Here is a 24,467-nt window from a genome sequence, read left to right as displayed (position 1 = left end):
GTCCCCCGGCTCGCCCGCTTTCAATCATTTAAATCGCCGCATCTACTCTGCAGACGAAGATCCACCATCAACGATTGCTTGCTCGGACTCAGGAATCCCATCGGCACCCGTACTCTGTTCTTGCTCCACCTCTTCGCTGATTGCGGAGGCGGGGGTCGAGCCCTTCGCGCCCACGATGTAGGCAGCTCCAAACCCTAACGCAATGGCAATCAAGGTCAAAATCACGTAGACAGGCCAATGGCGCTTAATATACGAAAACACGTTGACTCCTTAGAGCTCCGTCTACGAACGGCGGATAACCTCGGTCACGACCTCGGATACCGTGGCAATGTTCGTCGGGTTGACATTGTGGGGCAGGTCGTCCTCGGTACGAGCGCAAGCCAGACGCGTGCCGTCCACGCCGGCGATGGTGAGGGCTCGGCGGCTCGCCTCGAGCGCGGCGTAGGCATCGGTCTTGGCATAGGGCATCTCGAGCGCGCCACAATCGACATGGAACGACTTGCACACCTTGCTGACCAGGTTCATGATGCGGCGATCGCCCTTGAGCAGCTGCTGTTCGCCCTCAACCGTCACCACCGAAAGCCTACCGGCACCGACGGATTCAAGATTGATGAAGAAGACGCCGCGGAGCTTATCGCGATGCGAAGCCAAGAAGGCCTTCATACCGGCGCCATCACAATCCGAGGCGCCCGTTGCCACAAACCAGATATCGTGACCGAGCAGCTCATCGTCGCCCATAGAAGCGACAGCCGAGAGCATATCTTCGGAAGAAGCACCGTCGGAAGACGTAGCGCCGCCCTTCCAGCCATCGTTATCGTCCTCGAAATTATCCCACGAACCGATGCCGCGACCGGACTTCTTGGCATCGTAATCGTCTTCGACGCCCAGCCAGTCACTCATGCTGTCCTGTTCGTTTTTCTTTTTACGACCGAACAGGCCGCCCAGGCCGCGCTTGCGAGACTTGGGTGCCGCCGGGGCGGGAGCCGAAATGGTCTCGATCGGCTGAGCGCCCGACGCAACGGGCCTAGGAGGCGCAACGGGTGCCGATGTGGGTTCGGGACCCTGAGCGGTAGCAAAGGGGTCGTTGACCTGTGCGGAGGGGTCGGGAAGGTCGAACAGCGACGTGCGAGACGCAACGTTTGCCTGCTTCATCGACGGCAGCGACGGATCGGGGACCGAAGCCAGCGGAGACGAGGAAGGTGCAGGCGACGGAGCCAACGCCGGATCGGGAACATTCATCTGCGGACGTGGTGATGCCTGGGAGGAAATCTGGGCCATAAGGGAATCGACCGTTTCGTCCTGGGTGGGAGCAACATCGGCAACCGTGGCACCGGAACCACTCGGGGTCGGCATGGTGAAAATCTGCGTGGAGTAAGGCCTCGACTCATCTGTCTCGGGAGCCTCGGAAACCGCAGGCACTTCCTCCTGCTCGACCTCGGTCGAATCATCTTGCTCGGCTGCCGCGTATTGCTCTTCGTCAGAGTTGGCCTCGACGGGCTCGTCCTCGGCGGCATCTTGGATTTCGGCAGCATCAATAGGCTCGTCATCGTCTGCCGCGTCGCCCTGCTCATCGGAAACAGGAAGGGACTCGGCAATCGCGGTGCCTTGCTTTTCAAACGTTATCGTGGAATCGAACTGCGCGGCATCAAACGACATGGTGCTATTGACGTGCTGCTGAGCCTCGAAAGACGTCGTCGCCTCAACAACATCCGCGGACGCCGGTTGCTGGGACTCAAAGGACGTCGTAGCTTCGGCAGCGTCGACGGGCACGGACTGCATAGCCTCGTTCTGCTCGAACTCTTGCGCCGCGAGCTCACGTGCCGCCTCAGCTGCCTGCTGCTGAGCGATAGCTTCCTGCTCGGCAGCCTCGCGTGCAGCAGCGCGCTTCTCTTCGAAATCGTCGACAAATTTCTTGCCCTTTGCAAGCGCGCCCTTAAAGAAGTTGGAAGCGCTGGCGCCAATCGAAGAGAACGCGGATGCAATATCGGCATGGGGCGTTGCCGCGGGAATCTCGGCCGAGAAATCAGTGTCGCTCTCGTAAGACACGCGCCTCGGCTGTTCAACGTAATCGTCGTCAGACTCATCCGCAACGTCTTGCGCCGGCGCGGCGGGAGCCAAAATGTCCAGTCCTGCCGCGGGATCGATCGCGGACACCGCCTCGGACTCGGCAACGGCAGCGGTGACCGCGGCAGACTCATCATCCACGGTCACGACGGGGGCAGGCTCGGGCTCAAACGTCGGCTCCTCGCCCTCCTCGTAATCGAGCGTGCAGGACTCGGGAAGCATTCCGAGCGCACGGATGGCATCCGAACCAAAGCGGATGTTGCCGGCGGCATTGCGATAGAGCTTGGGCTCGGGCTCGGCCGCGACAGGCTCCTCCGCCGGCTCGGCAGCGGGAACCTCGTCATTGAGCTCTTCGGCCTGGACAGCCTGATTCTGATCCTCGGGCACAATGGCGCCAATCAGCGTCTCGTCGGCAGACGCACCCTCAAAGCCCTCGATCTGCTCGTCGAAAGCCTCACCCTGTTCGGGCTCGGCCTGAGCGTCGGGAGCAATCGGCTGACCGAACTCGTCCTCGGCGTAGGTAGGCTCTTCATACTCGATGGTGTTGCCGTAGTCGTTTTGCTGCTGGGCCGCGGCATACTCCGCCGCTGCGCGCGCCATCTCCTCGGCACGACGCTTCTGCTCCCCAAAATAGGTATCGAACGGAACATCGTCGGGAAACTCGTTTTCGCCCTGGAAGGGAGCAACGTTGTCCATAACGCCGAGCATAGCGGCGACAGAAGACTTGTTGCACACTGCGCCGGACGTATAGGGAAGCACAAAACGGTTAGAAATGATGTTTGCCGCGTTGGCGAGCGCAACGAGGGAAGCGAGGATCGCGACAATCCACAGCAGAACCTTGAGCGCGCCGGGGAGCGGCAGGATACGCAAGATGGCAACGGCAGCAGGGGCAACCGTGGCAACGGGCAACAGCTTGGCGATGAGCGCACGATACGAAGCATAGGGCTCGCGGGCGAGCAGCTCAGCACGGGGAGAGTCGTAGTGTGCGACAACGACCACCGGGCGGTTGCGCGGAGACGCGAGCGGGCCCGAGGCCTTGTGGTAGGCGATGACATTTTGGCTCACGCCCGTCTTGCCCAGGCGCGAAACCACGGGGTGGCCCGCGCGCTCGAGCACGTAAAGAACGGCGCCGACAATGGCCAGCAAGGTGCCGACCAAGCCGATGCCGCCACCGATGCCCATCAGCAGGGCGCCGGCAAACGCAAGAATACCGGTAACGGCAAATGCCAACCTGCTGGGCGCCGGGGCATTGAACTCCTGAACCTCGGGATCAAAGCCGTGGTTGCGGAAGATCTGAGCGATATCCTCGGCAGCCAAGCGCTCTTCTTCGCTGCATGCCGGCGTGATGCCGGTGTTCTGCAGCAGGTGGTTAATATAGTTCTGGGTGTTCGCCATGTGCGCTCCACATCCATAATCCGACAAATAGGCCCAATGCATGCACATTAGAACCGTATATAGTCGAAAGTATACCCCGAGCGAGCGCAAACGACCGAATTCGGGCCATCTTAACGCCCCGAGCGGACAAGGATATAGCCTAATCTCCATATCGGACTAAAATCATGGCAGCAAACCACCTTCTCATGCGAGGACTCTATGACGGCAAGCGACGCGACCGCGACAATTAAAAAGGGGAATTCGGAGCCCAGTTTCGATAAAACGGCTCAGCGCATCCTCAATCTTTTCTTTGTGCTCAACAGCTCCCCCGAACCGCTGACGACCGAGCAGATCGTCTTGGATTCTGACCTGGGATATGGCTCGGGCAATATCGACTCGGATAAGCGCAAGTTTCGGCGCGATCGTGACAAACTGCTCGAACGCGGCATCTTAATCAAGGAGGTTCGCCCCGCCGGCGCGCAGGAGACCGAGGAAAGCTCATGGACAATCGACCGCGAGCACACGTTTGCGGCAGGCGGCCTCATCACCGCAGACGACGCCGATATCCTGCTCAACGCTATCGACCAGACAATAGCGGCCGGCTCATCCACTTTTGCCGCGCCGCTTGCCGATATTCGTTCCAAGATTGCCTACCTCACCGGCAGGACGACGGCGGACGAAGCACCGATCCGCCGCTCTCCCACCGTCGATGCGGTATGGAGCGCCTTTGCCGAGCGATGCGCGCTGCGATTTTTATATCAGAACGGACGCGGTGAGCAGAAAGAGCGTACCGTCTGCGTCTACGGCATGTTCGAGCGCGAGGGCGTTGCGTACTTCTGCGGCCTCGACAATGCCACCGACGACATCAGGACATTCCGCTGCGACCGTATCGTTCGCGCTTGGCGTCCTTCGAAGGCCTACGCCATCCCTGCAGACTTCAATCTCAACGACTACCTGTTCTTTGAATTCGATTTTGCCGACCGCCCGCCCGTTGCGGCTACGTTCTCGTTCGCCCCGCAGACGCAGATCGATATGATCAACGGCCTCACGCGCGGGCGAGGTGAGCTCGCACACACCGATTCGGGATGGACTTGGACCGTTGACGTGCGAGATCTTGAAGCCGCCGCCTCATTTTGCATGGCCCACGCCATGGACGGCATGAGGCCCATGGCCCCCAAATCGCTCAAGCAGGCGTGGAACCACCTCATTGAAAGGACGGTGCACGAGCATGCCCGTGCGTAAACTCACCAGCGAGCAGAGGCTCTCGCGCGCCATCGACATCATGGAGGCCCTCTACGCCGCCGGCGAGAGCGGCATGACACGAACTGAGATTTGCAGTCGCTTTGACATCACGGGAGTGTCGCTCGACGAGATTCTCGAGATCGTCTCGACGCTCGCGGACCGAGAATCGGGTGCGCGCATCATCTGCGAATGCCACGGCGAGCGTGTGGTCCTCACCGGTGACGCCGGACGTGTGCTACCGCTGCGCTTGAGTACCGCCGAGGGCGCTGTGCTCAACCACGAACTTGAATCGTTGGGGATCGAGCCGCAGACGGCAGCTCGGATTCGACACGCTCTTCTACCCGAAGAGCTCGGCTATAACCAGCGCGTCTTTGACACCGTCAACCACGGGTCGCACTGGCAGCAGCTGAGCTGCGCCATTCAGGACGGCGTTCGCTGCCTCATCTCGTATCGCTCGATGGACGATGCACGGCCACGCGAGCGTCTGGTCGACCCCTTGCGCATTACGGCAAACGGCGACCAAACATACCTGATTGCCTGGGACATCGCGGTCGATGAGCAGCGCACCTATCGCATGGATAAAATCGAGGGACTCACCTTGACGGAAGACTCCGTCGTGCCTCACGCACCGGACGTCGCATCCCTCCACGATTCCCTTGCCCGGACGCAGCGTAGCGCAAAGCTCTTGATGCCATTCGATATGGCGGAGCATCTGGACTGGGCCGGCATCACCCTCATCGAGCGCAGCGGGGCAGACATGGCAACGGTAACCGTGCATTACGGCTCCGAGCGTTGGCTAATGAGCCAGATAATCGCAGCGGGCGGAGCCATCCGCATCTTGGATAACCCCACCCTGTCAAAGCGTCTGTGCGATATGGCAAAAACTCTCGTCTGTCCGCTTTAGCGCCGCCGCTCGTGGCGTGCGCGCCACAGTTGCAGATAGTGCCCGATCTGCGCCGATTCGATGCGCTGGTAGGAGCTCGTGGGCAGCGACGTTAAGAACTTCTTGCCATAGCCCTTCGTCACCAGGCGAGGATCCGCCAAGATCAGCACACCGCTATCGGTCGACGAGCGAATCAAACGCCCCGCGGCCTGCTTAACCTCGAGCACCGCCTCGGGCAGCGAATAGCGCGCCCATGCGCGGTCTTCGCGCAGGTTGCGCTCGCACGAGAGCGGGTCCGTGGGGCTCGAGAACGGCAACTTGGGAATGATGACGCAGCGCAGCGTCTCGCCGCTGGCATCAAACCCCTCCCAGAAGGCCTTGAGCGCAAAAAGCGACGAGGCCGGTTCGTTGATAAACCGGTCGCGCAGGCGACGAGGAGATGAGTTGCGCTGCTGGCAGTTGAGCTCCAGACCCGCACGGGCCATCTTGGGCTCAACGCGGGCGTATAGGTCCTCCATGTCGCGCCGATTGGTGAACAACGTGAGCACCGATCCGCCCATGGCAAGATGGGCGTCGACCAGTACGCGCTCGAGCGCCGTAAGATAGCTCTCACGATCGCGCGGATCGGGGATATCGCCCGCAACGACTACAGCCATGTTCGAATCGAAGTCGTAGCTCGAATCCAAGTGCAGCGATGACGACGTTGAAGCACCGATGCGATCAAGGCCGACCGCATGGTTAAAGTGCTCAAAGCTTTTGGACACCGTCATGGTCGCCGAGGCAAAGATAGCCGTGTGAACCTCGGGTAGCCACTCGGTTGCCAAAGCCTCGCCAATGTCGATGCGCTCTGCGGTCATCGACTCTCCGCCGGCACGAAGTCTGCGATTGACCTGCAGCGAGTACACGTAGTGTTCATCGGTGCCATCAATGATGAGTTTGAGGTTCTCGGCCAGCTCGTGCAGGCGGCGCGAGATATCACCCAGGTCGACAACAACCTCGGGCTTGTCGGCGGCGACGGCTTGCACCAGCGCGTCGACGCTCTTGTCAGCTTGTTCCAATGCGTCGATGCCAGTGTAGGCCGACTGTAAGAAATCATGCCAGTCGTCTGATTCGCGCAGCTCGGGGCCAATCCATAGATTGGCATTGTCATAACCCCCACGCGCACGGCGGCCGAGCTCGCGAACGCCATCGAACACGTCGGCGATTGCCATGCTCGCGCGGGCAACCGTCGACGTCGCCTTGGCAGTAAGGCCCAGATAGAGCGTAGGGCCCTCGGAGGTTGCCAAATCACGGGAAACCTGGCTTAGTGCGCCGGTGCTCGAGCCACCCAGGCGCTCGAACAGGACGCGTGATTCGTCCGCCGACACCACGCGCGCCCACTGACGGCGCGCCTCGCGCTCGATGGAATGGGCCTCGTCGATTACCCAATGACGAATCGGAGGCAAAATCCTGCCCTCGGCCGCGACGTTACGGAACAGCAGGGAATGGTTGGTGACCACCACATCGGCATGCGCCGCACGACGGCGAGCACCGTGGACCAAACATTTATCAGGGAAAAACGGGCAGAGGCGACGAGCACACTCGCGCGAGGCCGTCGTAAAGTCGGGACGGTTGACGCTGCGCCACCGAATGCCGAGCGAGTCGAGGTCGCCATCGGCTGATTGGCAGACGTACGCCATAATGACCGCGACCGCCGTGAGCGTGTCCGCCGGATCGCGCTTGGTGGTGATCTCGACCTGGCCGCGGCTCATGCGCTCGAGCTTGCGCAGGCACGGATAGTGGTCATACCCCTTGAGAGCGCAAAATGACAGACCACCGTTCAGTTGCTCGGCAAGTTTTGGCAGCTCATGGTACATGAGCTGGTCGGCAAGATTGTTCGATTTGGTCGCAATACCAACCGTGATGTTGTTACGGCGTGCTGCCTCGGCAAAAGGCACCAGATAGGCCATCGATTTGCCGACGCCTGTGCCCGCCTCAATTACACGATGAGTGCCCGTGACCAGCGCATCGCGGACCTCGAGCGCCATCGCGATCTGCTCATCACGCGGCTCGTAGGTGGGATACATGCGATTGACCAGGCCACCTGGCGCATAGTCCGCCTCAATCTCCTCACGACTCGGCATCTTGAGGACCGGCAGTTCGTCGGCGTCCACCCGATCGTCGGCGCGATCGGCCTTGAGAACGTCAGCACGAGCGGCGCTGAGGGAGAAGATAGAACCAGGGTTCTGCCCTGCCAAGAACGAGAAGATAGGGCGATAGGACCAAGGCACGTCCGGATGCATGTCGGCTAGGCGCGCCATGAGGCCCTGGGGCAAGTCGGTGAGCGCCACGAGCAACACGCGCCATACGCCACACAGGGCGTCGACGTCGGCATTGGCACGGTGTGACACCGAGTCACAGCCAAACAGATCGGCCATAAAAGACAGCTTGTGCGAGGCCAGGCGCGGAAGCGCGATGCGCGACAGCGCCAGCGAATCGATCCAAATATCGCTCACGTTGACGCCGCCTTTGACCGACTCGATAAACGAGCGGTCGAACGTGGCGTTGTGTGCGATCACCGGGCAGCCACCGACAAAATCGGCGAGAGCGGCGACGGCCTCAACCGCCGACGGGGCATCTGCCACATCGGCATTTGTAATGCTCGTGAGCTCGGTAATCTCGGCGGGAATCAGCTGTTTGGGATGCACGAAGGTATCGAAGCGGTCGATGACCTCGCGGCCCGAAAGACGGGCCGCCGAGATCTCGATCAGCTCGTTGTCCTGCACCGAAAGACCCGTGGTCTCGGTATCGAGGACAATCACATCTTCCTCGATAAGGCCGAAGGACTGCGTTTTGGCGCGGTCGGCAAGCGTGGCATAGGAGTCGATGACAAACTGCGGCGTTCCTGACGAAACCGCGTCCTCGATTAGCATGCAATGCCCGCTCGACGAAGGCCCATACGGATCAGGCTGTCACAGACCTGCGGGAACGTCATGTCGTCGGTGTGGCGGATCTCATCCGGATACAGCGACGTATCGGTCATGCCGGGAATGGTATTGGTCTCGAGGATAACGGGGCCGTCCTCGCTCACAATAAAGTCGCTGCGCGAGATACCCAGGCAACCGAGGGCCTTGTGAGCGGCGCAGGCAAGCTCCTGAGCGCGAGCGTAATTCTCGGGTGAAATCTGCGCCGGAATGCGATGGATATCCGTAGGGTCGACATACTTCACGTCCAGATCGTAGAACTCGCAGTCCTCGGGCTTACGAATCTCGACAATCGGCAGGGCGCGCACGTCATCTTCGCCGTATACGCCGACGGTGATCTCGGTACCCTCGATGCACTTCTCGACCAGCACTTTGTCGCCGTACTCAAACGCCTTGGCGATTGCCGCGGGCAGCTCGGAGGGCTCATGGACCAGGGAAATGCCATAGCTGGAACCGTTGACGGCCGGCTTCACAAAGCAGCGCTCGCCACAAACCTCGACGATATGATCGATATCGACTTCATCGCCCACCTCGAGCGCAAGGCCGGGGGCAATGGGAATGCCCGCCTTGGCGTATAGGAGCTTAGAGACCTCCTTGTCGGCACCGCAGGCGCTGGCAAGTACGCCCGAGGCCGTGTAGGGGATACCCAGGGTCTCCATGGCACCCTGCATGGCGCCATCCTCACCGCCGGCGCCGTGCATGGCGATAAATGCCACATCGAATCCGCCGTTCGCCATGGTTACCATAAAGTCATCAGCGGCCGTGTCAAGCAGCTCCACCGAGGTGTAGCCGGCTTCCTTCAGTGCCACCACAACGTTCTTTCCCGAATCGAGCGAGATCTCGCGCTCGGCGGAATGACCGCCCGCCAAGACCGCTACGTGCATGTTCTCTAGGCTTTTACCCGGCATGGGCAGACTCCTCCTCTATAATTTCTGCAGCTGATACCATATTGTAGCGATACCCTCTACGTTTCCCCAAAATCGAAAGGCTTCCATGAATCCCAGGACTAAATCTCAGGACATTCGCGACTTGAGCCAAAACGATATTCGCGAGCTCGTGGCCGAACTTGGCCAGCCCGCCTTCCGCGCGAAGCAGCTCATCGAATGGGTCTTTGAGAAGAACGTTTGTTCGTTTGACGATATGACCAACCTCCCCAAGGCTTTCCGTGAGCAGCTTAAAGAGGCTTTTGCCTTTGATACGCCGACTGAACTCACCAAGCAGGTTTCCAAAGATGGCTCGCGCAAGTATCTGCTCGAGTACCACGATGGCATTTCCGTCGAGACTGTCGGCATGCCCCGTCGTAACAAGCTTTCCGTCTGCGTTTCCACCCAGGCAGGCTGCGGCATGGGCTGTGCCTTTTGCGCTACCGGTCTCAACGGCCTCAAGCGCTCTCTGACCGCTCAAGAGATCGTCGACCAGGTGCTTCATGTATCCAACGACTTTGGCGAGCGTGCCACAAGCGTTGTCTTCATGGGCCAGGGCGAGCCGTTTGCCAACTACGACGAGGTTCTCAAGGCGCTGCGTATCCTCAACGACCCCGATGGCATCGGTATCGGCGCTCGTCACCTCACCGTCTCTACCAGCGGCGTTATTCCCGGTATTCGCAAATTTGCCGATATCCCCGAGCAGTTCACTCTTGCCGTTTCCCTGCATTCCGCCATCCAGTCGACGCGCAATAAGCTCATGCCCGGTGTTAAGAAATACACGCTGCTTCGCCTTCACGAAGCGCTTCAGCTCTACACCGAGAAGACTGGCCGCCGCCCGACCTATGAGTATGCCATGATCGAAGGCGTCAACGATACGAATCCCGAGATGCAGGCGCTCTGCGACTTCTGCGAGGGAACGCTGTGCCACGTTAACCTGATTCAGCTTAACGACATCGAGGGCAGCCCGCTCAAGCCGTCGCCGATTCATAAGGTTGAGGATCTTCAGCGTCGTCTTGAGTCCCGTGGCATCGAGACCACGATTCGTAACTCCCGTGGTAACGATATTGACGCCGCTTGTGGACAGCTGAAGCAGCGCTTCAAAGTTCAGAAGAACGCATAGGGGAGTCGCACCCCAATACGTTTCATGTGAAACATCGAACGGCCCCGGTTGCAGGATATGCAACCGGGGCCGTTTCATTTATCGACCTCAATTTTGGACCAACTGCTACCTATCCCATTTTTTACGGACAAAATAAAGGGCCCTTGCCTCATGAATCAGACAAGGGCCCCTCAAAATATGCAGGGTAATTGTTAGGTACCTAATAGCCTACATTTTCCCATTGGTTGCTAACCCAACCTTGATTAATCTTGGGATTCTTCGTTACCTGAGCAGTACGCATGGCAACATCTTCTGTCATAACATCCATTTTCTTCTTTGAAGTATCGACGATATCTTGCGCGCTACGAAGCAAACGACCCCGAAGTTCATCGTCTGTCGCGATCTTATAGCCAGCAAAGGCACCAGCCGCGACAGTCGTCGCCAATGCAATCGCAGTTATAATCTTATTCCTCATCTTGGCCCCCTTGATCAAACTGAATCATTTCACCAAGAATTCGAGAAAGCTCTTCTTCGTCTTTAAACTCAATTTCAATCTTATTCTTTCCACGCGAGCTCTTCACACGCACGTTGGTATTAAATACCTGGCGAAGCACACGGGCAGCCTTTTTAAAAGACTGAGGCGTTGCAGGCCTCGGCGTCTTAGGCGTCTCTCCGGCAGAAAACAATGGAGCAAGATTTTCTGTCGCTCTTACGGAAAGGCCCTCTGCAACAACCTTTTCTGCAAGTCGAATTCGAGCATCCTCATAGGGAACTGCAAGAATCGCACGTGCATGACCAGCAGTAAGTTTACCCTCAAAAATCATCTGCTGAACTACTTCGGGGAGATCAAGAAGGCGCAACGAATTTGTAATTGCAGAGCGTGATTTGCTTACTGCCTTCGACAATGCCTCCTGGGTCATACCGCTGGCATCAATGAGCTGGCGATAGCCCTTAGCCTCTTCGACGGGATTCAGATCAGAACGCTGAAGGTTTTCGATAAGAGCAAGAGCCAGCATCTCTTCATCATTAACATCTTTAATGATGACAGGCAGTTCCTCAAGACCAGCAAGCATTGACGCCTGGTAACGACGCTCACCAGCGATGATCTCATAGCGGTTTCCATGCTTGCGAACCAAGAGCGGCTGCAAAACGCCATGCTCTTGGACTGACTCGCTCAACTCGCGAAGTTCAGTTTCATTAAAATGAATTCGCGGTTGATTAGGGTTGGGAACGATATCCTCAATAGGTAGTTTTGTTACAGATGCGGCATTTGAAGCAGATACAGCAGAACCACCGGTCTCATACTCGGCCTCTGAGACCAAAGCATTGAGTCCACGTCCCAATCCGCCACGTTTCTTTACACTAGGCACGCTTGATCACCTCTTTTGCAAGGTTCATATACGCTTTTGCACCCTTATTTTGAGGTGCATAGGTAATTACCGGTTCTCCAAAAGACGGAGCTTCGGAGATTTTAACCGTACGGGGGATTAGCGTCTTAAATGCCTTATCACCAAAGTACGATTGAACCTCATCAACAACCTGATTCGATAGAGAAGTACGCGAGTCATACATGGTCATAAGCACACCATAGGTGTCTAAGCCCTTGTTCAGACGTGATTTGACCATCTTCATTGACTCTAGCAGCTTCGTAACGCCCTCGAGTGCGTAGTACTCGCACTGGATCGGAATCAAAACGCTGTCTGCTGCGGTCAAGGCATTAATAGTAAGCAGGCCGAGCGAAGGAGGACAGTCAATGAAAATGAAATCGAACTCGTCCTGAATCGGCTCAAGCAAATCTTTGAGGCGGGTTTCACGAGCAATTGCGCTTACGAGCTCAATTTCGGCACCTGCAAGCTGAATCGTAGCTGGAATTACGAATACCTTTTTGCAATTTGTATCAAGAACAAGCGATTCTGCCGGCACATCATTCAACAATGCATCATAGATGCAGTGATCAAGGTCTTCTTTTTCAATTCCAAATCCACTGGTACTGTTTCCCTGCGGATCAAAATCGACAATCAGTGTCTTACGACCCTGCTCACCCAGTGCTGCTGCAAGGTTTACAGCCGTTGTTGACTTACCGACGCCGCCTTTTTGATTGATGATTGCAATGATACGCGTGTCTATTGCGTTCTTAGAACGCTTAACGTCGCGAAATCCCACGGTCCCTCCTGGTGTGTATTAAAGCTGTCAAACGGAGGATGTTTCACGTGAAACATTCCGATTCGATATCAACTGCCATGTTTCACGTGAAACACTGCAAGTTGTTAGTATCCATTATGTTTCACGTGAAACATCTAGGCAAGCGGATTCTTCTTTGCCATGCCATTTGCACGAGGCAATGAAACAGATGCTGGATGACTCTTCTTAAGAACAATGAACTCCCTGTGGCCCAAGCCCTCAGGCAAATCGATTGCGTCATTAAGAAGCAAAGTGAAGCCGCAAATCTTAGCTGCTGACATGCCGGAAGCAAGCTCCTCATCCGAAGGATTACCCTTGGTGATAACAAATAGCCCTCCGTCTTTGAGGAACGGAGCAGCATACTCAACAAGAATCGGTAGAGGGGCAAGTGCGCGGGCGGTTACGACAGAAAACTGCTTCTTATGGCTTCGAGCATATACTTCAAGGCGATCATGAACCGCATGAGCATGTTTCAATCCAAGAACATCAACAAAAGAATTGACAGCATCAACCTTCTTACCAACAGAGTCAATATAAGTAGCTTTACGATGCGTGGTTATGGTTAACGGAATACCAGGGAAGCCCGCACCTGTTCCCATATCGAGCAAAGCTCCCTCAGGAGCCTTATTGATATAGGGGAGCAAAACAAGTGAGTCGAGGATATGAAGTACCACAGCATCTTCTATGTTAAGAATACGAGTGAGATTGGTTGTCTTATTTGTTTCCAGAACCAAATCCAAATGTTGAATACATTTCCTCAGCTCAGTATCAGTTAAGCTCAAGGAATACTCTTTGCAATAGGAAGTTAGACGACTCAACATCTCGTCAGCCTGCTGATCAGTAAGTACTAACAACGAAAGCTCCTTTCTGACAAAAATCAGTGTATCGAGAACTTTTGACAAAAAAAGGGGACGTGGAAACCACGTCCCCTTAGCATAAGCTCGAGTAGATTATCGAGCAACAATCACCACATGGCGATCAGGATCAGAACCCTCAGAATGGGTATCGACAGCATCATTGCCACGAAGTGCAATATGAACCAGTCGGCGCTCATAGGCATTCATGGGCGGAAGCGAAACACTCTTATGGGTACGGATGGCAAGCTCGGCGGCCGACTGAGCCATAGAGGCAACCTTGTCCTGACGACGGCTCTTGTAGCCCTCAACGTCAACCACAACCGGATACCTAAAGCCAAGCTTGCGGCTCACCAGCAAAGAGAACATGACCTGAAGAGCATCAAGAGTACGACCATGACGGCCAATGAGAACAGCAAGATCAGGAGCGGTAACATCCAAAATCAGCTCGCCCTCGTCGCCCTCATACTCATCAATAGGAGAGTTGGCGGCATCGAAGTGCGAAAGGATGGAACGCAGAATGGAAATCGCAACATCGGCAATGGTGTCGAGCTCCTCGTCGGTCAGCTCTTCACCGGCCTTGTAGCGCTGTGCAATCTCGGGATAATCGCCCGCAATCTGCGGGGCAACCTCCTCAAGCATATCCTCGATGATCTCTTCAGACATAACGTACTCCAAAAGTTAGGTACCTAAATAAGATTGATATCCCGACTACTTCTTCTTGTGCGGACGCGGCTTCTTCTCGCGACGGGTAACCTCGACCTGCAGCGGAGCGTTCTTGAGGCGCTCCTCCTCATCGGCCTTGGCCTTGTCGATAACCTTCTGCGTCACGAAGATCTGCTGGATAACCTGCCAGGCAGAAGACACATCGTAGTACAGCAGAACGCCGACGGGCAGGCTCCAGCCCATCCAAAGCATCATGACGGTCATGACGACAGCCGTCATGCGCATGCTCTGAGCCTGCTGGCCGGTCTGGTTGCGCGACATATAGAGCTGCGGAATCAGGGTCAAGACAGCGAACAGAATCAGGCAAACCAGCGCAGGCAGCGCAACCATAAAGCCATCGGCAAAGGAAGCGCTCGGCGTGGTGGTAAGGTCAGGCAGGATATTGAAGAACGAGAACGTGCCGTCGCTAAAGTAGTTCGGCAGGTTACGCAGCAGCGTAAGCAGGGCGAACAGGACAGGCATCTGGATCAACAGCGGCAGACAACCAGCCATGGGGTTGAACTTGTTCTCGCTGTAGAACTTCTGCATCTCCTCGGCCTGACGCTGGGGATCGTCGGCATAGCGCTCCTGGATCTCGAGCATCTTAGGCTGCAGCACCTGCATGCGAGCCGTCGACTTGGTCGACTTGAGCATGAGCGGCGTCAGCAGCAGACGGATGATGACCACCAGGATGATGATGGACAGGCCCCAGTCGACCGCAAAGGTCTGGATGAGCTTGAGCAGCTCGAAAAGGATGTTAACGATCCAATCCCACATGTAAGTTTTCCTCCGATAGCGAGTGCCCGCTAAGGCACAGGGTCATAACCGCCGACGTGCAGGGGATTGCAGCGAGCGATGCGCCTCACGGCAAGCCAGCAGCCTCTCAAAACACCGTACTTCTCAATCGCCTGGATAGCGTATTGCGAGCACGTTGGGTAATAAATGCAGGCGTCAGGCAATAAGGGCGAAATAACCTGTTGATATATGCGAATAGGAGCGATGGCAACACGTCGCAAAACGTGATTGCTCATCGCTCCTCCCCGGCAACGCCGGCGCGTTTCATAAGCGAACGCAACGCCTTGTCCATCTCCTGCGGCGAGGAAACCCTCGTCTTGGGAGTCGCGAACAAGATGATGTCATGACCCGCAACGGGAAATCCACAGCTGCGGGCGGCCTCGCGCATCACACGCTTAGATCGGTTGCGCACCACAGCACAACCGAGTCGTTTAGCACCAACGAAGGCGACCCTTCCGGAGTCGCCTTCGCCAACCGATTCACATATGGTCATTCGAATCAGAGGGTGATTGAAACGACGCCCCTGACTGAACACATGCTCGAAATCTTGCCGAGACTTAATAGTCTTCATGCGAGATGTGTGTATCGCTGCTAGACAGTGAGACGCTTGCGGCCCTTGGCGCGACGACGGGCGAGCACGGCACGACCACCCTTAGTGGCCATACGGGCACGGAAGCCATGGGTCTTGGCACGCTTACGCTTATTAGGCTGATACGTACGCTTCATCTTAAGTTCCTCCTGCTGCATTTCGAGTGTCCGCGGGGGCGCGGACGCAGATATAGACACGTGAGCTTGAAGATTGTAGGGAAATCAATGTTCAAATGTCAAGAAATCAAAGGTAAAAGGTTGCAAAGAGTACACGGTTCCCCCATAAGCAGAATCGGCATTTGAGGCAGCAGGCAACTTTTCACGAAATTTCATCGAGTTTTCAACAGGTCGTGTTGGAAATGTTGAGAACTTTTCGTCCGTTTTCCAAAGTTTTCAACAGGTTTTGAAAACTTGTCGAAAGATGAGAAACATTGCGCAGTGAGCTACTATTTGTTCAAAACCTTTTGAAAGATTGCGAGCGGCATGTCTGACGACTTCTACACCATGGTCGATTCCGGTGATCCGGCACCCGACAACGAGCACATCACCGGCGTGCGCGAAGAACGCAACGAGGGTGAGCAGATCACCGCACAAGCACCGAAGGCCATGTATGCAGCGCGCATCGCGGTCTACGATGACATGCTGTCGACACCGCGTGTCATCGTCATCGAACCGCAAGACGTACGTACCTACCTGGAAGAGACAACCAACACCGTCTACCAGTGCATGAAAGAGCAGGGAGGACGCATCTCGCTGATGGTTATCCGCGAGATTGTCGAAAACTTTATCCACGCGCATTTTGCAGAGCCCATCATCTCGATTCTCGACGGTGGCGATACCATCCGCTTTGCCGATCAGGGCCCGGGCATCGACGACAAAGAGCGTGCCTTCGATTTTGGCGTAACCAGTGCAAACAGCAAGATGAAACGGTATATCCGCGGCACCGGAGCCGGGTTTCCCATGGTACAGGAGTACTTGGAAAACGCCGGCGGCGCCGTCTCCATCGAGGACAACATGGGCAACGGCACCGTCGTGACGGTAAGTCTGAACCCCAAGCGCGTGCAGGAAATCGAGCGTGCTGGCGGGCGCGGGGCAGCCGTGCGGCCCGAGACGGAGCAGACGGCATATCCCCTATCCAGCACGTTTGCACAGCAGCCCGTGGCGCAGCAAATGCAGCAGCCCGTGGCACACATGCAGCAGCCTGGAAGTTTCCCCATGCAAGACCCCCAGGCACCGCTGGGCAGCGCAGTGCAAAACATGCCAGAGAGCATAGGCTCGGCAGATCTGGACACAGGCACCGTGCAGCAGACGGCGGCCATGCCAAACGCCCCGCAAATGGGCTATCAACCGTACCCGCAAGGGTATCCTCCCCAATATCTGCCGCAGCAGAGATACGCCCAGCCGTATCCCCAACAGTATCCTCAGGGATACCAGCAGCCGTACCAACAAATGCCCCAGGCGCAGTACAACCCATGGGCCCAGCAGATGCCTCCACAGCCTTACCAACAGTGGCCGCAAAGTTTTCAACAGCAGCCGCTGCCCATGCAGAGTTCTCAACAACCAGCAGCTCAAATGATGTATCCTAATGCGGCGAATCAATATGCACAGCCGCAGCAAAACGTATTTGTGAGCGAGCGCGGCGAAGCGGCACTGGGCTATCTGGCTCAAAACCAGGAGTGTGGCGCAACCGACCTGGCACGAGCGTTTGGAAACTCAGCGCCCACGTGGTCGCGAACGCTCAACGACTTGGCACAGGCCGGCTTGGTAATCAAACATGGCCAGAAATATCATCTGACCGAAATAGGCAGCGCTCGCGTGCGAGCCCAAAGCTAAGGAACGGGAGAAACAGTGGACGAGGAAGCAAGCATCATCCTGGGAGATGCCATCGCCTTTTGTCAGCGCGACGGCCAAGATGCGCGCCTCATCAATATGCTGGGACAATCGCGCGCCGTGAGCCTGACCGAGGACACTCTGACGATTGAGGCCCCTTCACGCTTTGCCATCGCTCAGCTCAAAAAGCATCAGCCGACCATCGAGGCGTACCTAGAAGAGATCGCCTTTGCACCGATTGCGCTCAATATCGTGGCACCGCAAGGTGCCTCGGCAAATACGGCCCCGGACACTCACCCGGTAGCGACCGCCACCGCAGTAGCAACGCCGGCGCCCGAGCCTCGACGCGACGATGTTTCCCGTGAAACCATGGCGCCGCAGCCGACCGCTTCGGTCACACCGGCGGTAGAGCCAGCCCCCTCGCCCATCCCGGCCGCCACGCATATGCCCGTCGCACACGAGGCGACACCCGGCGAGGAATCGGGCATTGCAATCAAAAACACGTTGTCCGCCGACGATTTCCGCCGCATGATGACCCAAATGAATGGCAGGCCGCCGGCGAAAAGCGCGAGTTCGTCCGCAGCGCCGGCAGCGCCTTCGGCGGCGGCACCGGAGGCAGTCGAGAAAAACGCGGACGGGGCGCCCCTCGCAGCGAATTCGAAATTCACGTTTGAAAACTTCGTCTTCGGACCGGAGAACAGCCTTGCCTACCGATCGGCGCTCAAATTCGCCATGCTTGCAGACACGCCCGGCACCTGCACGTCGCTGTTCATCTACGGCAAATCGGGCCTGGGCAAGACGCACCTGCTGCTCGCGATCAAAAATGAGCTGGCAGAAAAATCGCCCGAGATCAAGGTGAAGTACGCCAACTCGCAGGCATATCTAGACGACTTGATGACGGAATTCGACCGCCAAAAGAAGAGCAACGCCCCCATTATGCAGGCGTACCACGGCGTCGACGTGCTTATCATCGATGACATCCAGAACATCATCGGCAAGCGCGCGAGCGTGGATTACTTTTTCCAGTTGATGGACGAATTTATCCGTAACAACAAGAAGGTCGTGATCGCCGCCGACCGCGCTCCCAAGGACCTTAATATGGACGAACGCCTGACCAGTCGCTTTAATGCCGGTCTGCTGTGCCTGGTGGCGGAGCCCAGCTATGAGATGAAGTACAAGATTTTGCAGCGTTATTACGAGAACACGATCGCCGCCGCACCCGAGGCAGGCAACGACTCGCTGTTGGCGGCCTACGGGGGCGACGGCGGACATCTGACCGACGCGCACTTTAAACACATGGCCGAGGTCTCAGGCACCAACATTCGCGAGCTCGAGAGCTTTTGCGAGCGTTGTGCCGGCGAAGCGGGCGATCGCGAGCGCGAGGGCGGAGAGCTCACCTTTGATGACATCGACGCCATCGCCAACCAGTACTTCGACACATCGGCCAAGAAGATCAATGTGCAGACGGTCCAGTCCGTCATCGAGGAGCAATACGGTGTGACGCACGAGGAACTCATCGGGCCTCGCCGCAACGCCAATATCGCCAAGGCACGCCATATCGCTATCTACCTGGCGATTGAAATGTGCGAGATGACGACGACGGCCGTGGGCGCCGAGTTTGGCAACCGCAACCACTCGACCGTCAGCACGAGCTATAAAAAGGTTCAGAAGATGATTCAGGAAGACCGGACTGTCACCGAAGACCTCAAGTCGCTGCGCGATAAAATTACACTGCGCTCGTAGGTAAATGGACACAGCTGTTGAAAACTTGTCGAAACGGCGGTTATAAGATGTCAAAAACTCGAGCCGCGGTGATGAAAAGTTTTGCGCAGGTTTTGAACGTGGAAAACATACCCGGTTGCACACAGGTTCCTGTCGATTCTCTTTTTAGGGCTGACCTGCACTTTTAGGAGTAATCAACAGTTTCGTCAGTACTATTACTATTATTAAGATATTTATATCTATAGAAAGGTATTAAAAGATGAAGTTCACCGTCAGCCAGAGCTCGCTTACGCAAGCCATCGGCGTCGTTATGAAAGGCGTCGCTTCGGCATCCACCCTTCCCATTCTGTCGGGCGTGCTCGTTAAGGCACAAGACGGCATCTTGGAATTCCAGACCTCCAACTACACCATCTCGATTCGTCACCGCATTGCGGCTCATGTCGAAGAGGAGGGCGAGATGGTGATTCCCTGCAAGATGCTCTCCAACATCACCAAGACCCTTCCCGATGCCCCGGTCACCTTTGAGCTGTCCGAGCGCCAGGTTTTGATTGGCTGCGAGAAGAGCTCTTTCCGCCTCAACACGCTCGATGCCAACGACTTTCCCGAGTTCCCGGCATACGCCATCGAGAGCGCCGTCGAGCTGCCGACCGATATCCTGTCCGAAATGGTAAGTCGCGTATGGCGCGTCACCTCGACTGACAAGGCCCGCCCCATCCTGGGTGGCGTGCACATGAAGGTCGAGAACAACACCGTGCGCCTGGTCGCGACCGACTCCTTCCGACTGGCCGTGTGCGATACGCAGGTCGAGACCTCGACCCTCGAAGGTTCCTTTGAACTCAACGTGCCTGCCGACGCCTTCAACGACGCGCTGAGCATCATGGCCAGCCAGGCTACCATCATGATCGGCGCCACCGACACCCAGGTTGTCTTTGAGGCCGGCAACACCACCTACGTGTCGCGCCGCATCGAGGGCGTATATCCCAATTACAAGCAGCTCATCCCCGATTCGTGCGTGACGAGCGTTAAGATCGACGTGGCTGCCTTTAACGCCGCCCTTAAGCGTGTGGCCGTTATCGCGAGCGCCAACCCCGCCGTCAAGTTTGAGATTGACGTCGAGAACGGCCAGATGGGCCTGTCCTCCATTTCCAACGACCAGGATCTGGCGCAGGAGACGATCGATGTCGAGGCCGAGGGCGAGTCGGGCACCATCGCCTTCAACTACCACTACATCTTTGGCTGCCTCAATGCCCTGTCCAAGGAGAAGGAGATCACGCTGGAGCTCAAGAGCTATTCGCAGGCTGGCATCTTCAAGTCCTACGACAAGATCAACTACCTGTACCTGGTCATGCCAGTACGCATCTAGCACTGCCCATGACCATGTTCGCACGCGATCTTTCCGTTGCGCGCTATCGCAGCTTCGACAGCTATCGCCTTGCCCTGAGCGACGGTGTGACCGTGCTCGCGGGTCCCAACGCGGCGGGAAAGACCAACCTCATAGAGGCGCTGCAGCTGCTGACGAGCGGCGCTTCGTTTAGGCATCCGACCGCGGCCGAGCTCGTGCACGACGGCGTGGGCTCATGCAAGGTCGAGCTGAGGCTCGAAGGCGATGGGCGCGTGCTGGACATGGGACTGAGCGTGGAAGACGGCAAGCGTTCGTTTAGCCGCAACGGCAAGCGCTGCGCTGCGTCCGGCGTGCGCGGGGTACTGCCGAGCGTTCTGTTTTGCCCGGACCACCTGGATATGGTCAAGCGGGGTGCCAGCGTGCGTCGCACCGCACTTGATGACTTTGGCGTTCAGCTGAGTGCGCGCTATGCCGATCTGGCTAGTGCCTACGGGCGCTGCGTGACCCAGCGCAATGCCCTGCTCAAGGAGACCTGGTGCTGCCGCGACATGCTCGGCGCCTGGAACGAATCTATCGCCCGCGCCGGTTCGGCCCTGCTCGTGCATCGTCTGGCCCTGCTCGAGCGGCTGTCGGGCCATGTGCGCGACGCCTATGGCCGCGTGGCATCTGGCGAGCCCGCCGGTGTGTCCTATGTGTCCACGCTTGGCGACCTGCCTCGCACCGAGGATCGCGACGAGCTCAGGGGCTGGGCGTACGAGCACATGCTCTCGGCGCTCGATGAGCGCGCCGACGAGGAGATCCGCCGCGGCGTGACGCTCGTTGGTCCGCATCGCGACGAGATCGAGTTTTCCGTCGCGGGCCGATCGGCCCGCTCATTTGCCAGCCAGGGCCAGCAGCGAACGCTGGTTCTTGCCTGGAAGGTTGCAGAAGTGGCCGTGGCGCGCGATATCCTGGGCACCGCGCCGCTGCTGCTCTTGGACGACGTGATGAGCGAGCTCGACGCCGGGCGCCGAGGCGCTTTTCTGCAACTGATCGGTGATGATATCCAGACAGTCATAACCACCACCAATCTGGGGTATTTTACCGATGACCTGCTTGATCGAGCCAAGGTGGTGAGCATGGGTGAGACGTGCTAATTACGACCGCGAGAACGGAACGGTTGCCTTTGGCGGCTTTTTGGATGCCGAGCGTCAGCGCATCCTGGCGGCCGCGACACCTGAGCGCCGCGCGCAGATGGAGGCTGCAGAGGAGTCTCGTGCGGTCTATCGCGCCTGGAATGCGGTGTGCTCGGGCACGCGCGAGGGACGCCATGTGACGGGGCTGCGTTACCTGCCCGAGTCCAATGAGCTGCTGGTGTATCTCGACTCGCCCTCGTGGACGCAGGAAATGACGTTGTTGCGCGAGATCATCCGCGCGCGCATGGAGCGCGCCGGTGCGCATGTGGACGGCCTGGTGTTCAAAACCACCGCACCCGGTCACACACCGCCCGCCGCCAAGGAGCGCCTGCGCCCGGCGACGACCGACCGCCCGCCGGCCCCGCACGCCGACCTAAGTGAGGCCGAGCGCACCGAGATTGAGCGCCAAGTGGCGCCCATCGAAGACCAAAAACTGCGCGAGGCCCTCGAGAACGCCATGAGAGCCAGTGCCGAGTGGGCCAAGGGCGTGCAAAGCAAAAAAGAGCCTTAAATCGCATCTGGTGGCCTTGTAGAGCCAAATACCCTCGTTCCCGAGGGTATTTTTTTACGATAAACTAGTAAGGCTGTACACATTTTCTTAACTGAAGGAGGACGTGTGGCAAACGAAAACGATTACGATGGCGGCGAGATTAAGATTCTCGAAGGTCTCGAGGCCGTTCGTAAGCGCCCGGGCATGTACATTGGCTCGACGAGCGCCAGCGGTCTTCATCACCTGGTGTGGGAGATCGTTGACAACTCCGTCGACGAGGCCATGGCCGGTTTCTGCACCGAGATTCAGGTGACGGTCCACGCCGACAACTCCATCACGGTCGTCGACAACGGTCGCGGCATCCCCGTCGACGAGCATCCTATCAAAAAAATCCCGACGCTCGAGGTCGTCATGACGATCCTGCACGCCGGCGGTAAGTTCGATAACTCGGCCTACAAGGTCTCGGGCGGCCTGCACGGCGTGGGCATCTCCGTCGTCAACGCCCTGTCCAAGCGCGTGGTCGTACAGGTATGCCGCGACGGCAACATCTACGAGATGGAGTTCTCGCGCGGCAAGACCGTCAAAAAGATGGAAGTCGTGGGCACTTCGGGGACGACGGGTACCACTGTCAGCTTCTGGCCCGACGACGAGATCTTCGAGACCTGCATCTACGATTTCGACACGCTGCACAACCGTCTGCAGGAGACGGCATTCCTCAACAAGAACCTCAAGATCATGCTGACCGACGAGCGCGAGGCGACTCCCCACGTGGAGGAGTTTTGCTACGAGGGTGGCATCATCGACTTCGTCAAGTTCCTCAACGAGGGCAAGGACGTCCCCGAGGCCTTTAAGGAGCCTATCTATATTGAGGGCAAATCGGATCCGGATGCGCCCGTGACCAAGATGGGCGAGGTCGAGGTGTCCTTGCAGTGGAATAGCGGCTACGGCGAGAACGTCATGTCGTTTGCCAACGACATCTACACTCCCGAGGGAGGCATGCACCTTGAGGGCTTCCGCACCGCGCTCACCCGTGTGATCAACGATTACGCGCGCAAGCAGAATCTGCTCAAGGAAAAAGACGCCAACCTGACCGGCGACGATGTGCGCGAGGGCCTTTCGGCCGTTATCTCGGTCAAGCTGCCCGACCCGCAGTTTGAGGGTCAGACCAAGGCCAAGCTCGGCAGCTCCTATATGCGCGCGCTCACGCTCAAGATCGTGACCGACGGCCTTACCGATTACCTCGAGGAGCATCCCAAGCCCGCTCGTGAGATCGTCAAGAAGGCGCAACAGGCCTGCAAGGCGCGCAACGCCGCCCGCAAGGCGCGCGAGGCGACCCGCCGCAAGAGCCTGCTCGAGACGGCGTCCCTGCCCGGTAAGCTCGCTGACTGCTCGGTGCGCGATGCCGAGCTGACCGAGCTCTTTATCGTAGAGGGCGACTCGGCAGGCGGTTCGGCCAAGGACGGCCGTCGCCGAGACATCCAGGCGATTCTGCCCCTGCGCGGCAAGATTTTGAACGTCGAACGCGTTGGTGACCATCGCGCGTTCTCGAGCGACACCATCCAGTCGCTGATTACCGCGATCGGCTGCGGCGTTACGACGAGCGCCGGCGACGGCGGAGACTTCGATATCACCAAGGCGCGCTACCACAAGATCATTATCATGACCGATGCAGACGTCGACGGTGCGCATATCCGCATCCTGCTGCTGACGTTCTTCTACAAGTACATGCGTCCGCTGATCGATGCCGGCTACGTCTATGTTGCCTGCCCGCCCATCTTTGGCATTAAGGTGCGCAACAAGATCCACTACGTGTATCCCAACGGCCGCCAGCCCGAAGACGAGATCCTGCGCGACACCATCCAGAGTCTGGGCCTGAACCCCGACGATAACGACGAGGACGGCAAGGCCAAGGACGGCAAGATCACCAAAAAGCGCAAGGGCTATACCGTCCAGCGCTACAAGGGCCTGGGTGAGATGGACCCCAAGCAGCTTGCCTCGACGACGATGGACCCCAAGACCCGCATTCTGCAGCGTGTGTCGATCGAGGACGCCGTGGTGGCAGACCGCGCCGTGCGCGAGCTGATGGGTTCCGAGGTCGGCTATCGCCGCGAGTACATCGAGAAGCACGCCCATGACGCACGCTTCCTAGACGCCTAGCTTTCCCAGGCACCCCATCTTGCCCTTCAGGATTTCGGGCGCCGCACGCAAGGCGTGCGCCCTCATCCTTCAGGGCA

The 24,467-nt window shown here is 57.7% G+C and carries 22 protein-coding genes; 9 read left to right on the top strand and 13 right to left on the bottom strand.

Annotated elements, in window-relative coordinates; all coding sequences use genetic code 11:
- Window positions 1-42: 42 nt before the first annotated feature.
- On the bottom strand, window positions 43-261 hold the full coding sequence (locus DXD77_RS04140) for a hypothetical protein (RefSeq protein ID WP_022094153.1): 219 nt from the start codon (window positions 259-261) through the stop codon (window positions 43-45).
- A gap of 21 nt (window positions 262-282) precedes the next feature.
- Entirely contained in the window at window positions 283-3,459 is a 3,177-nt protein-coding gene (locus DXD77_RS04135; protein ID WP_117647827.1) for a hypothetical protein, read from the bottom strand.
- Window positions 3,460-3,657: 198 nt separating this feature from the next.
- Here DXD77_RS04135 and DXD77_RS04130 point away from each other — a divergent pair, with 198 nt between their 5' ends.
- Both DXD77_RS04130 and DXD77_RS04125 read left to right on the top strand, forming a co-directional pair.
- Entirely contained in the window at window positions 3,658-4,680 is a 1,023-nt protein-coding gene (locus DXD77_RS04130; RefSeq protein ID WP_117647825.1) for a YafY family protein, read from the top strand.
- Window positions 4,667-5,584 (top strand): YafY family protein, encoded by a 918-nt coding sequence (locus tag DXD77_RS04125; RefSeq protein WP_117647823.1) that lies wholly within the window; start codon window positions 4,667-4,669, stop codon window positions 5,582-5,584. The genes DXD77_RS04130 and DXD77_RS04125 overlap by 14 nt, the downstream gene beginning before the upstream one ends.
- On the opposite strand, the gene DXD77_RS04120 is transcribed toward DXD77_RS04125, so the two are convergent.
- Both DXD77_RS04120 and DXD77_RS04115 read right to left on the bottom strand, forming a co-directional pair.
- A complete protein-coding gene (locus tag DXD77_RS04120) occupies window positions 5,581-8,475 on the bottom strand; it encodes a helicase C-terminal domain-containing protein (RefSeq protein WP_117647821.1) in 2,895 nt (964 codons plus the stop codon). The two genes, DXD77_RS04125 and DXD77_RS04120, sit on opposite strands and share 4 nt — an antisense overlap.
- On the bottom strand, window positions 8,469-9,434 hold the full coding sequence (locus tag DXD77_RS04115; protein WP_117647819.1) for a D-alanine--D-alanine ligase: 966 nt from the start codon (window positions 9,432-9,434) through the stop codon (window positions 8,469-8,471). The genes DXD77_RS04120 and DXD77_RS04115 overlap by 7 nt, the downstream gene beginning before the upstream one ends.
- An 85-nt stretch (window positions 9,435-9,519) precedes the next feature.
- Between DXD77_RS04115 and rlmN the strand changes: the two genes are divergently transcribed.
- Complete coding sequence (rlmN, locus tag DXD77_RS04110; protein WP_055251319.1) at window positions 9,520-10,572, top strand: 23S rRNA (adenine(2503)-C(2))-methyltransferase RlmN; 1,053 nt, start codon at window positions 9,520-9,522, stop codon at window positions 10,570-10,572.
- 199 nt (window positions 10,573-10,771) lie between these two features.
- Here rlmN and DXD77_RS04105 read toward each other — a convergent pair whose 3' ends face one another.
- The 9 genes from DXD77_RS04105 to rpmH form a co-directional block, all read right to left on the bottom strand.
- The gene (locus DXD77_RS04105) at window positions 10,772-11,026 is read right to left on the bottom strand and encodes a hypothetical protein (RefSeq protein WP_089572569.1); all 255 of its coding nucleotides are present in this window, start codon (window positions 11,024-11,026) and stop codon (window positions 10,772-10,774) included.
- Entirely contained in the window at window positions 11,016-11,921 is a 906-nt protein-coding gene (locus tag DXD77_RS04100; protein WP_199408998.1) for a ParB/RepB/Spo0J family partition protein, read from the bottom strand. The genes DXD77_RS04105 and DXD77_RS04100 overlap by 11 nt, the downstream gene beginning before the upstream one ends.
- On the bottom strand, window positions 11,914-12,714 hold the full coding sequence (locus DXD77_RS04095; protein WP_117647817.1) for a ParA family protein: 801 nt from the start codon (window positions 12,712-12,714) through the stop codon (window positions 11,914-11,916). Before DXD77_RS04095 ends, DXD77_RS04100 begins: the two co-directional genes overlap by 8 nt.
- 134 nt (window positions 12,715-12,848) lie before the next feature.
- The gene (rsmG, locus tag DXD77_RS04090; RefSeq protein ID WP_233506732.1) at window positions 12,849-13,586 is read right to left on the bottom strand and encodes a 16S rRNA (guanine(527)-N(7))-methyltransferase RsmG; all 738 of its coding nucleotides are present in this window, start codon (window positions 13,584-13,586) and stop codon (window positions 12,849-12,851) included.
- A gap of 96 nt (window positions 13,587-13,682) precedes the next feature.
- The gene (locus DXD77_RS04085) at window positions 13,683-14,252 is read right to left on the bottom strand and encodes a R3H domain-containing nucleic acid-binding protein (RefSeq protein ID WP_117647813.1); all 570 of its coding nucleotides are present in this window, start codon (window positions 14,250-14,252) and stop codon (window positions 13,683-13,685) included.
- Window positions 14,253-14,297: 45 nt separating this feature from the next.
- Entirely contained in the window at window positions 14,298-15,068 is a 771-nt protein-coding gene (locus DXD77_RS04080; protein ID WP_117647811.1) for a YidC/Oxa1 family membrane protein insertase, read from the bottom strand.
- A 29-nt stretch (window positions 15,069-15,097) separates the two neighbouring features.
- Window positions 15,098-15,322, bottom strand: coding sequence for a membrane protein insertion efficiency factor YidD (gene yidD / locus DXD77_RS04075; protein ID WP_117584026.1), 225 nt, complete (start codon window positions 15,320-15,322; stop codon window positions 15,098-15,100).
- On the bottom strand, window positions 15,319-15,657 hold the full coding sequence (gene rnpA, locus DXD77_RS04070) for a ribonuclease P protein component (RefSeq protein ID WP_117647809.1): 339 nt from the start codon (window positions 15,655-15,657) through the stop codon (window positions 15,319-15,321). The genes yidD and rnpA overlap by 4 nt, the downstream gene beginning before the upstream one ends.
- A gap of 20 nt (window positions 15,658-15,677) precedes the next feature.
- Window positions 15,678-15,812: a 50S ribosomal protein L34 gene (rpmH, locus tag DXD77_RS04065; RefSeq protein WP_019127408.1), complete on the bottom strand. Its 135-nt coding sequence runs from the start codon at window positions 15,810-15,812 to the stop codon at window positions 15,678-15,680.
- A gap of 345 nt (window positions 15,813-16,157) precedes the next feature.
- Here rpmH and DXD77_RS04060 point away from each other — a divergent pair, with 345 nt between their 5' ends.
- The 6 genes from DXD77_RS04060 to gyrB all read left to right on the top strand — a co-directional run bounded on the left by DXD77_RS04060 (window position 16,158) and on the right by gyrB (window position 24,390).
- Entirely contained in the window at window positions 16,158-17,507 is a 1,350-nt protein-coding gene (locus DXD77_RS04060) for an ATP-binding protein (protein WP_117647807.1), read from the top strand.
- Between the two features lie 15 nt (window positions 17,508-17,522).
- Window positions 17,523-19,247 (top strand): DnaA ATPase domain-containing protein, encoded by a 1,725-nt coding sequence (locus DXD77_RS04055; protein ID WP_117647805.1) that lies wholly within the window; start codon window positions 17,523-17,525, stop codon window positions 19,245-19,247.
- Between the two features lie 238 nt (window positions 19,248-19,485).
- Window positions 19,486-20,589 (top strand): DNA polymerase III subunit beta, encoded by a 1,104-nt coding sequence (dnaN, locus tag DXD77_RS04050; RefSeq protein WP_117647803.1) that lies wholly within the window; start codon window positions 19,486-19,488, stop codon window positions 20,587-20,589.
- 14 nt (window positions 20,590-20,603) lie between these two features.
- Window positions 20,604-21,704 carry a DNA replication/repair protein RecF gene (locus tag DXD77_RS04045; RefSeq protein ID WP_369831494.1) on the top strand — a complete coding sequence of 367 codons (1,101 nt, stop codon included), beginning with the start codon at window positions 20,604-20,606 and terminating at the stop codon, window positions 21,702-21,704.
- A complete protein-coding gene (locus DXD77_RS04040) occupies window positions 21,691-22,254 on the top strand; it encodes a DciA family protein (protein ID WP_117647799.1) in 564 nt (187 codons plus the stop codon). The genes DXD77_RS04045 and DXD77_RS04040 overlap by 14 nt, the downstream gene beginning before the upstream one ends.
- A gap of 105 nt (window positions 22,255-22,359) precedes the next feature.
- A complete protein-coding gene (gene gyrB, locus DXD77_RS04035) occupies window positions 22,360-24,390 on the top strand; it encodes a DNA topoisomerase (ATP-hydrolyzing) subunit B (protein WP_117647797.1) in 2,031 nt (676 codons plus the stop codon).
- Window positions 24,391-24,467: the final 77 nt, after the last annotated feature.

The organism is Collinsella sp. TM09-10AT (genome assembly GCF_003436275.1).
Lineage (GTDB): Bacteria > Actinomycetota > Coriobacteriia > Coriobacteriales > Coriobacteriaceae > Collinsella.
This window is presented reverse-complemented; position numbering and strand designations above follow the sequence as displayed.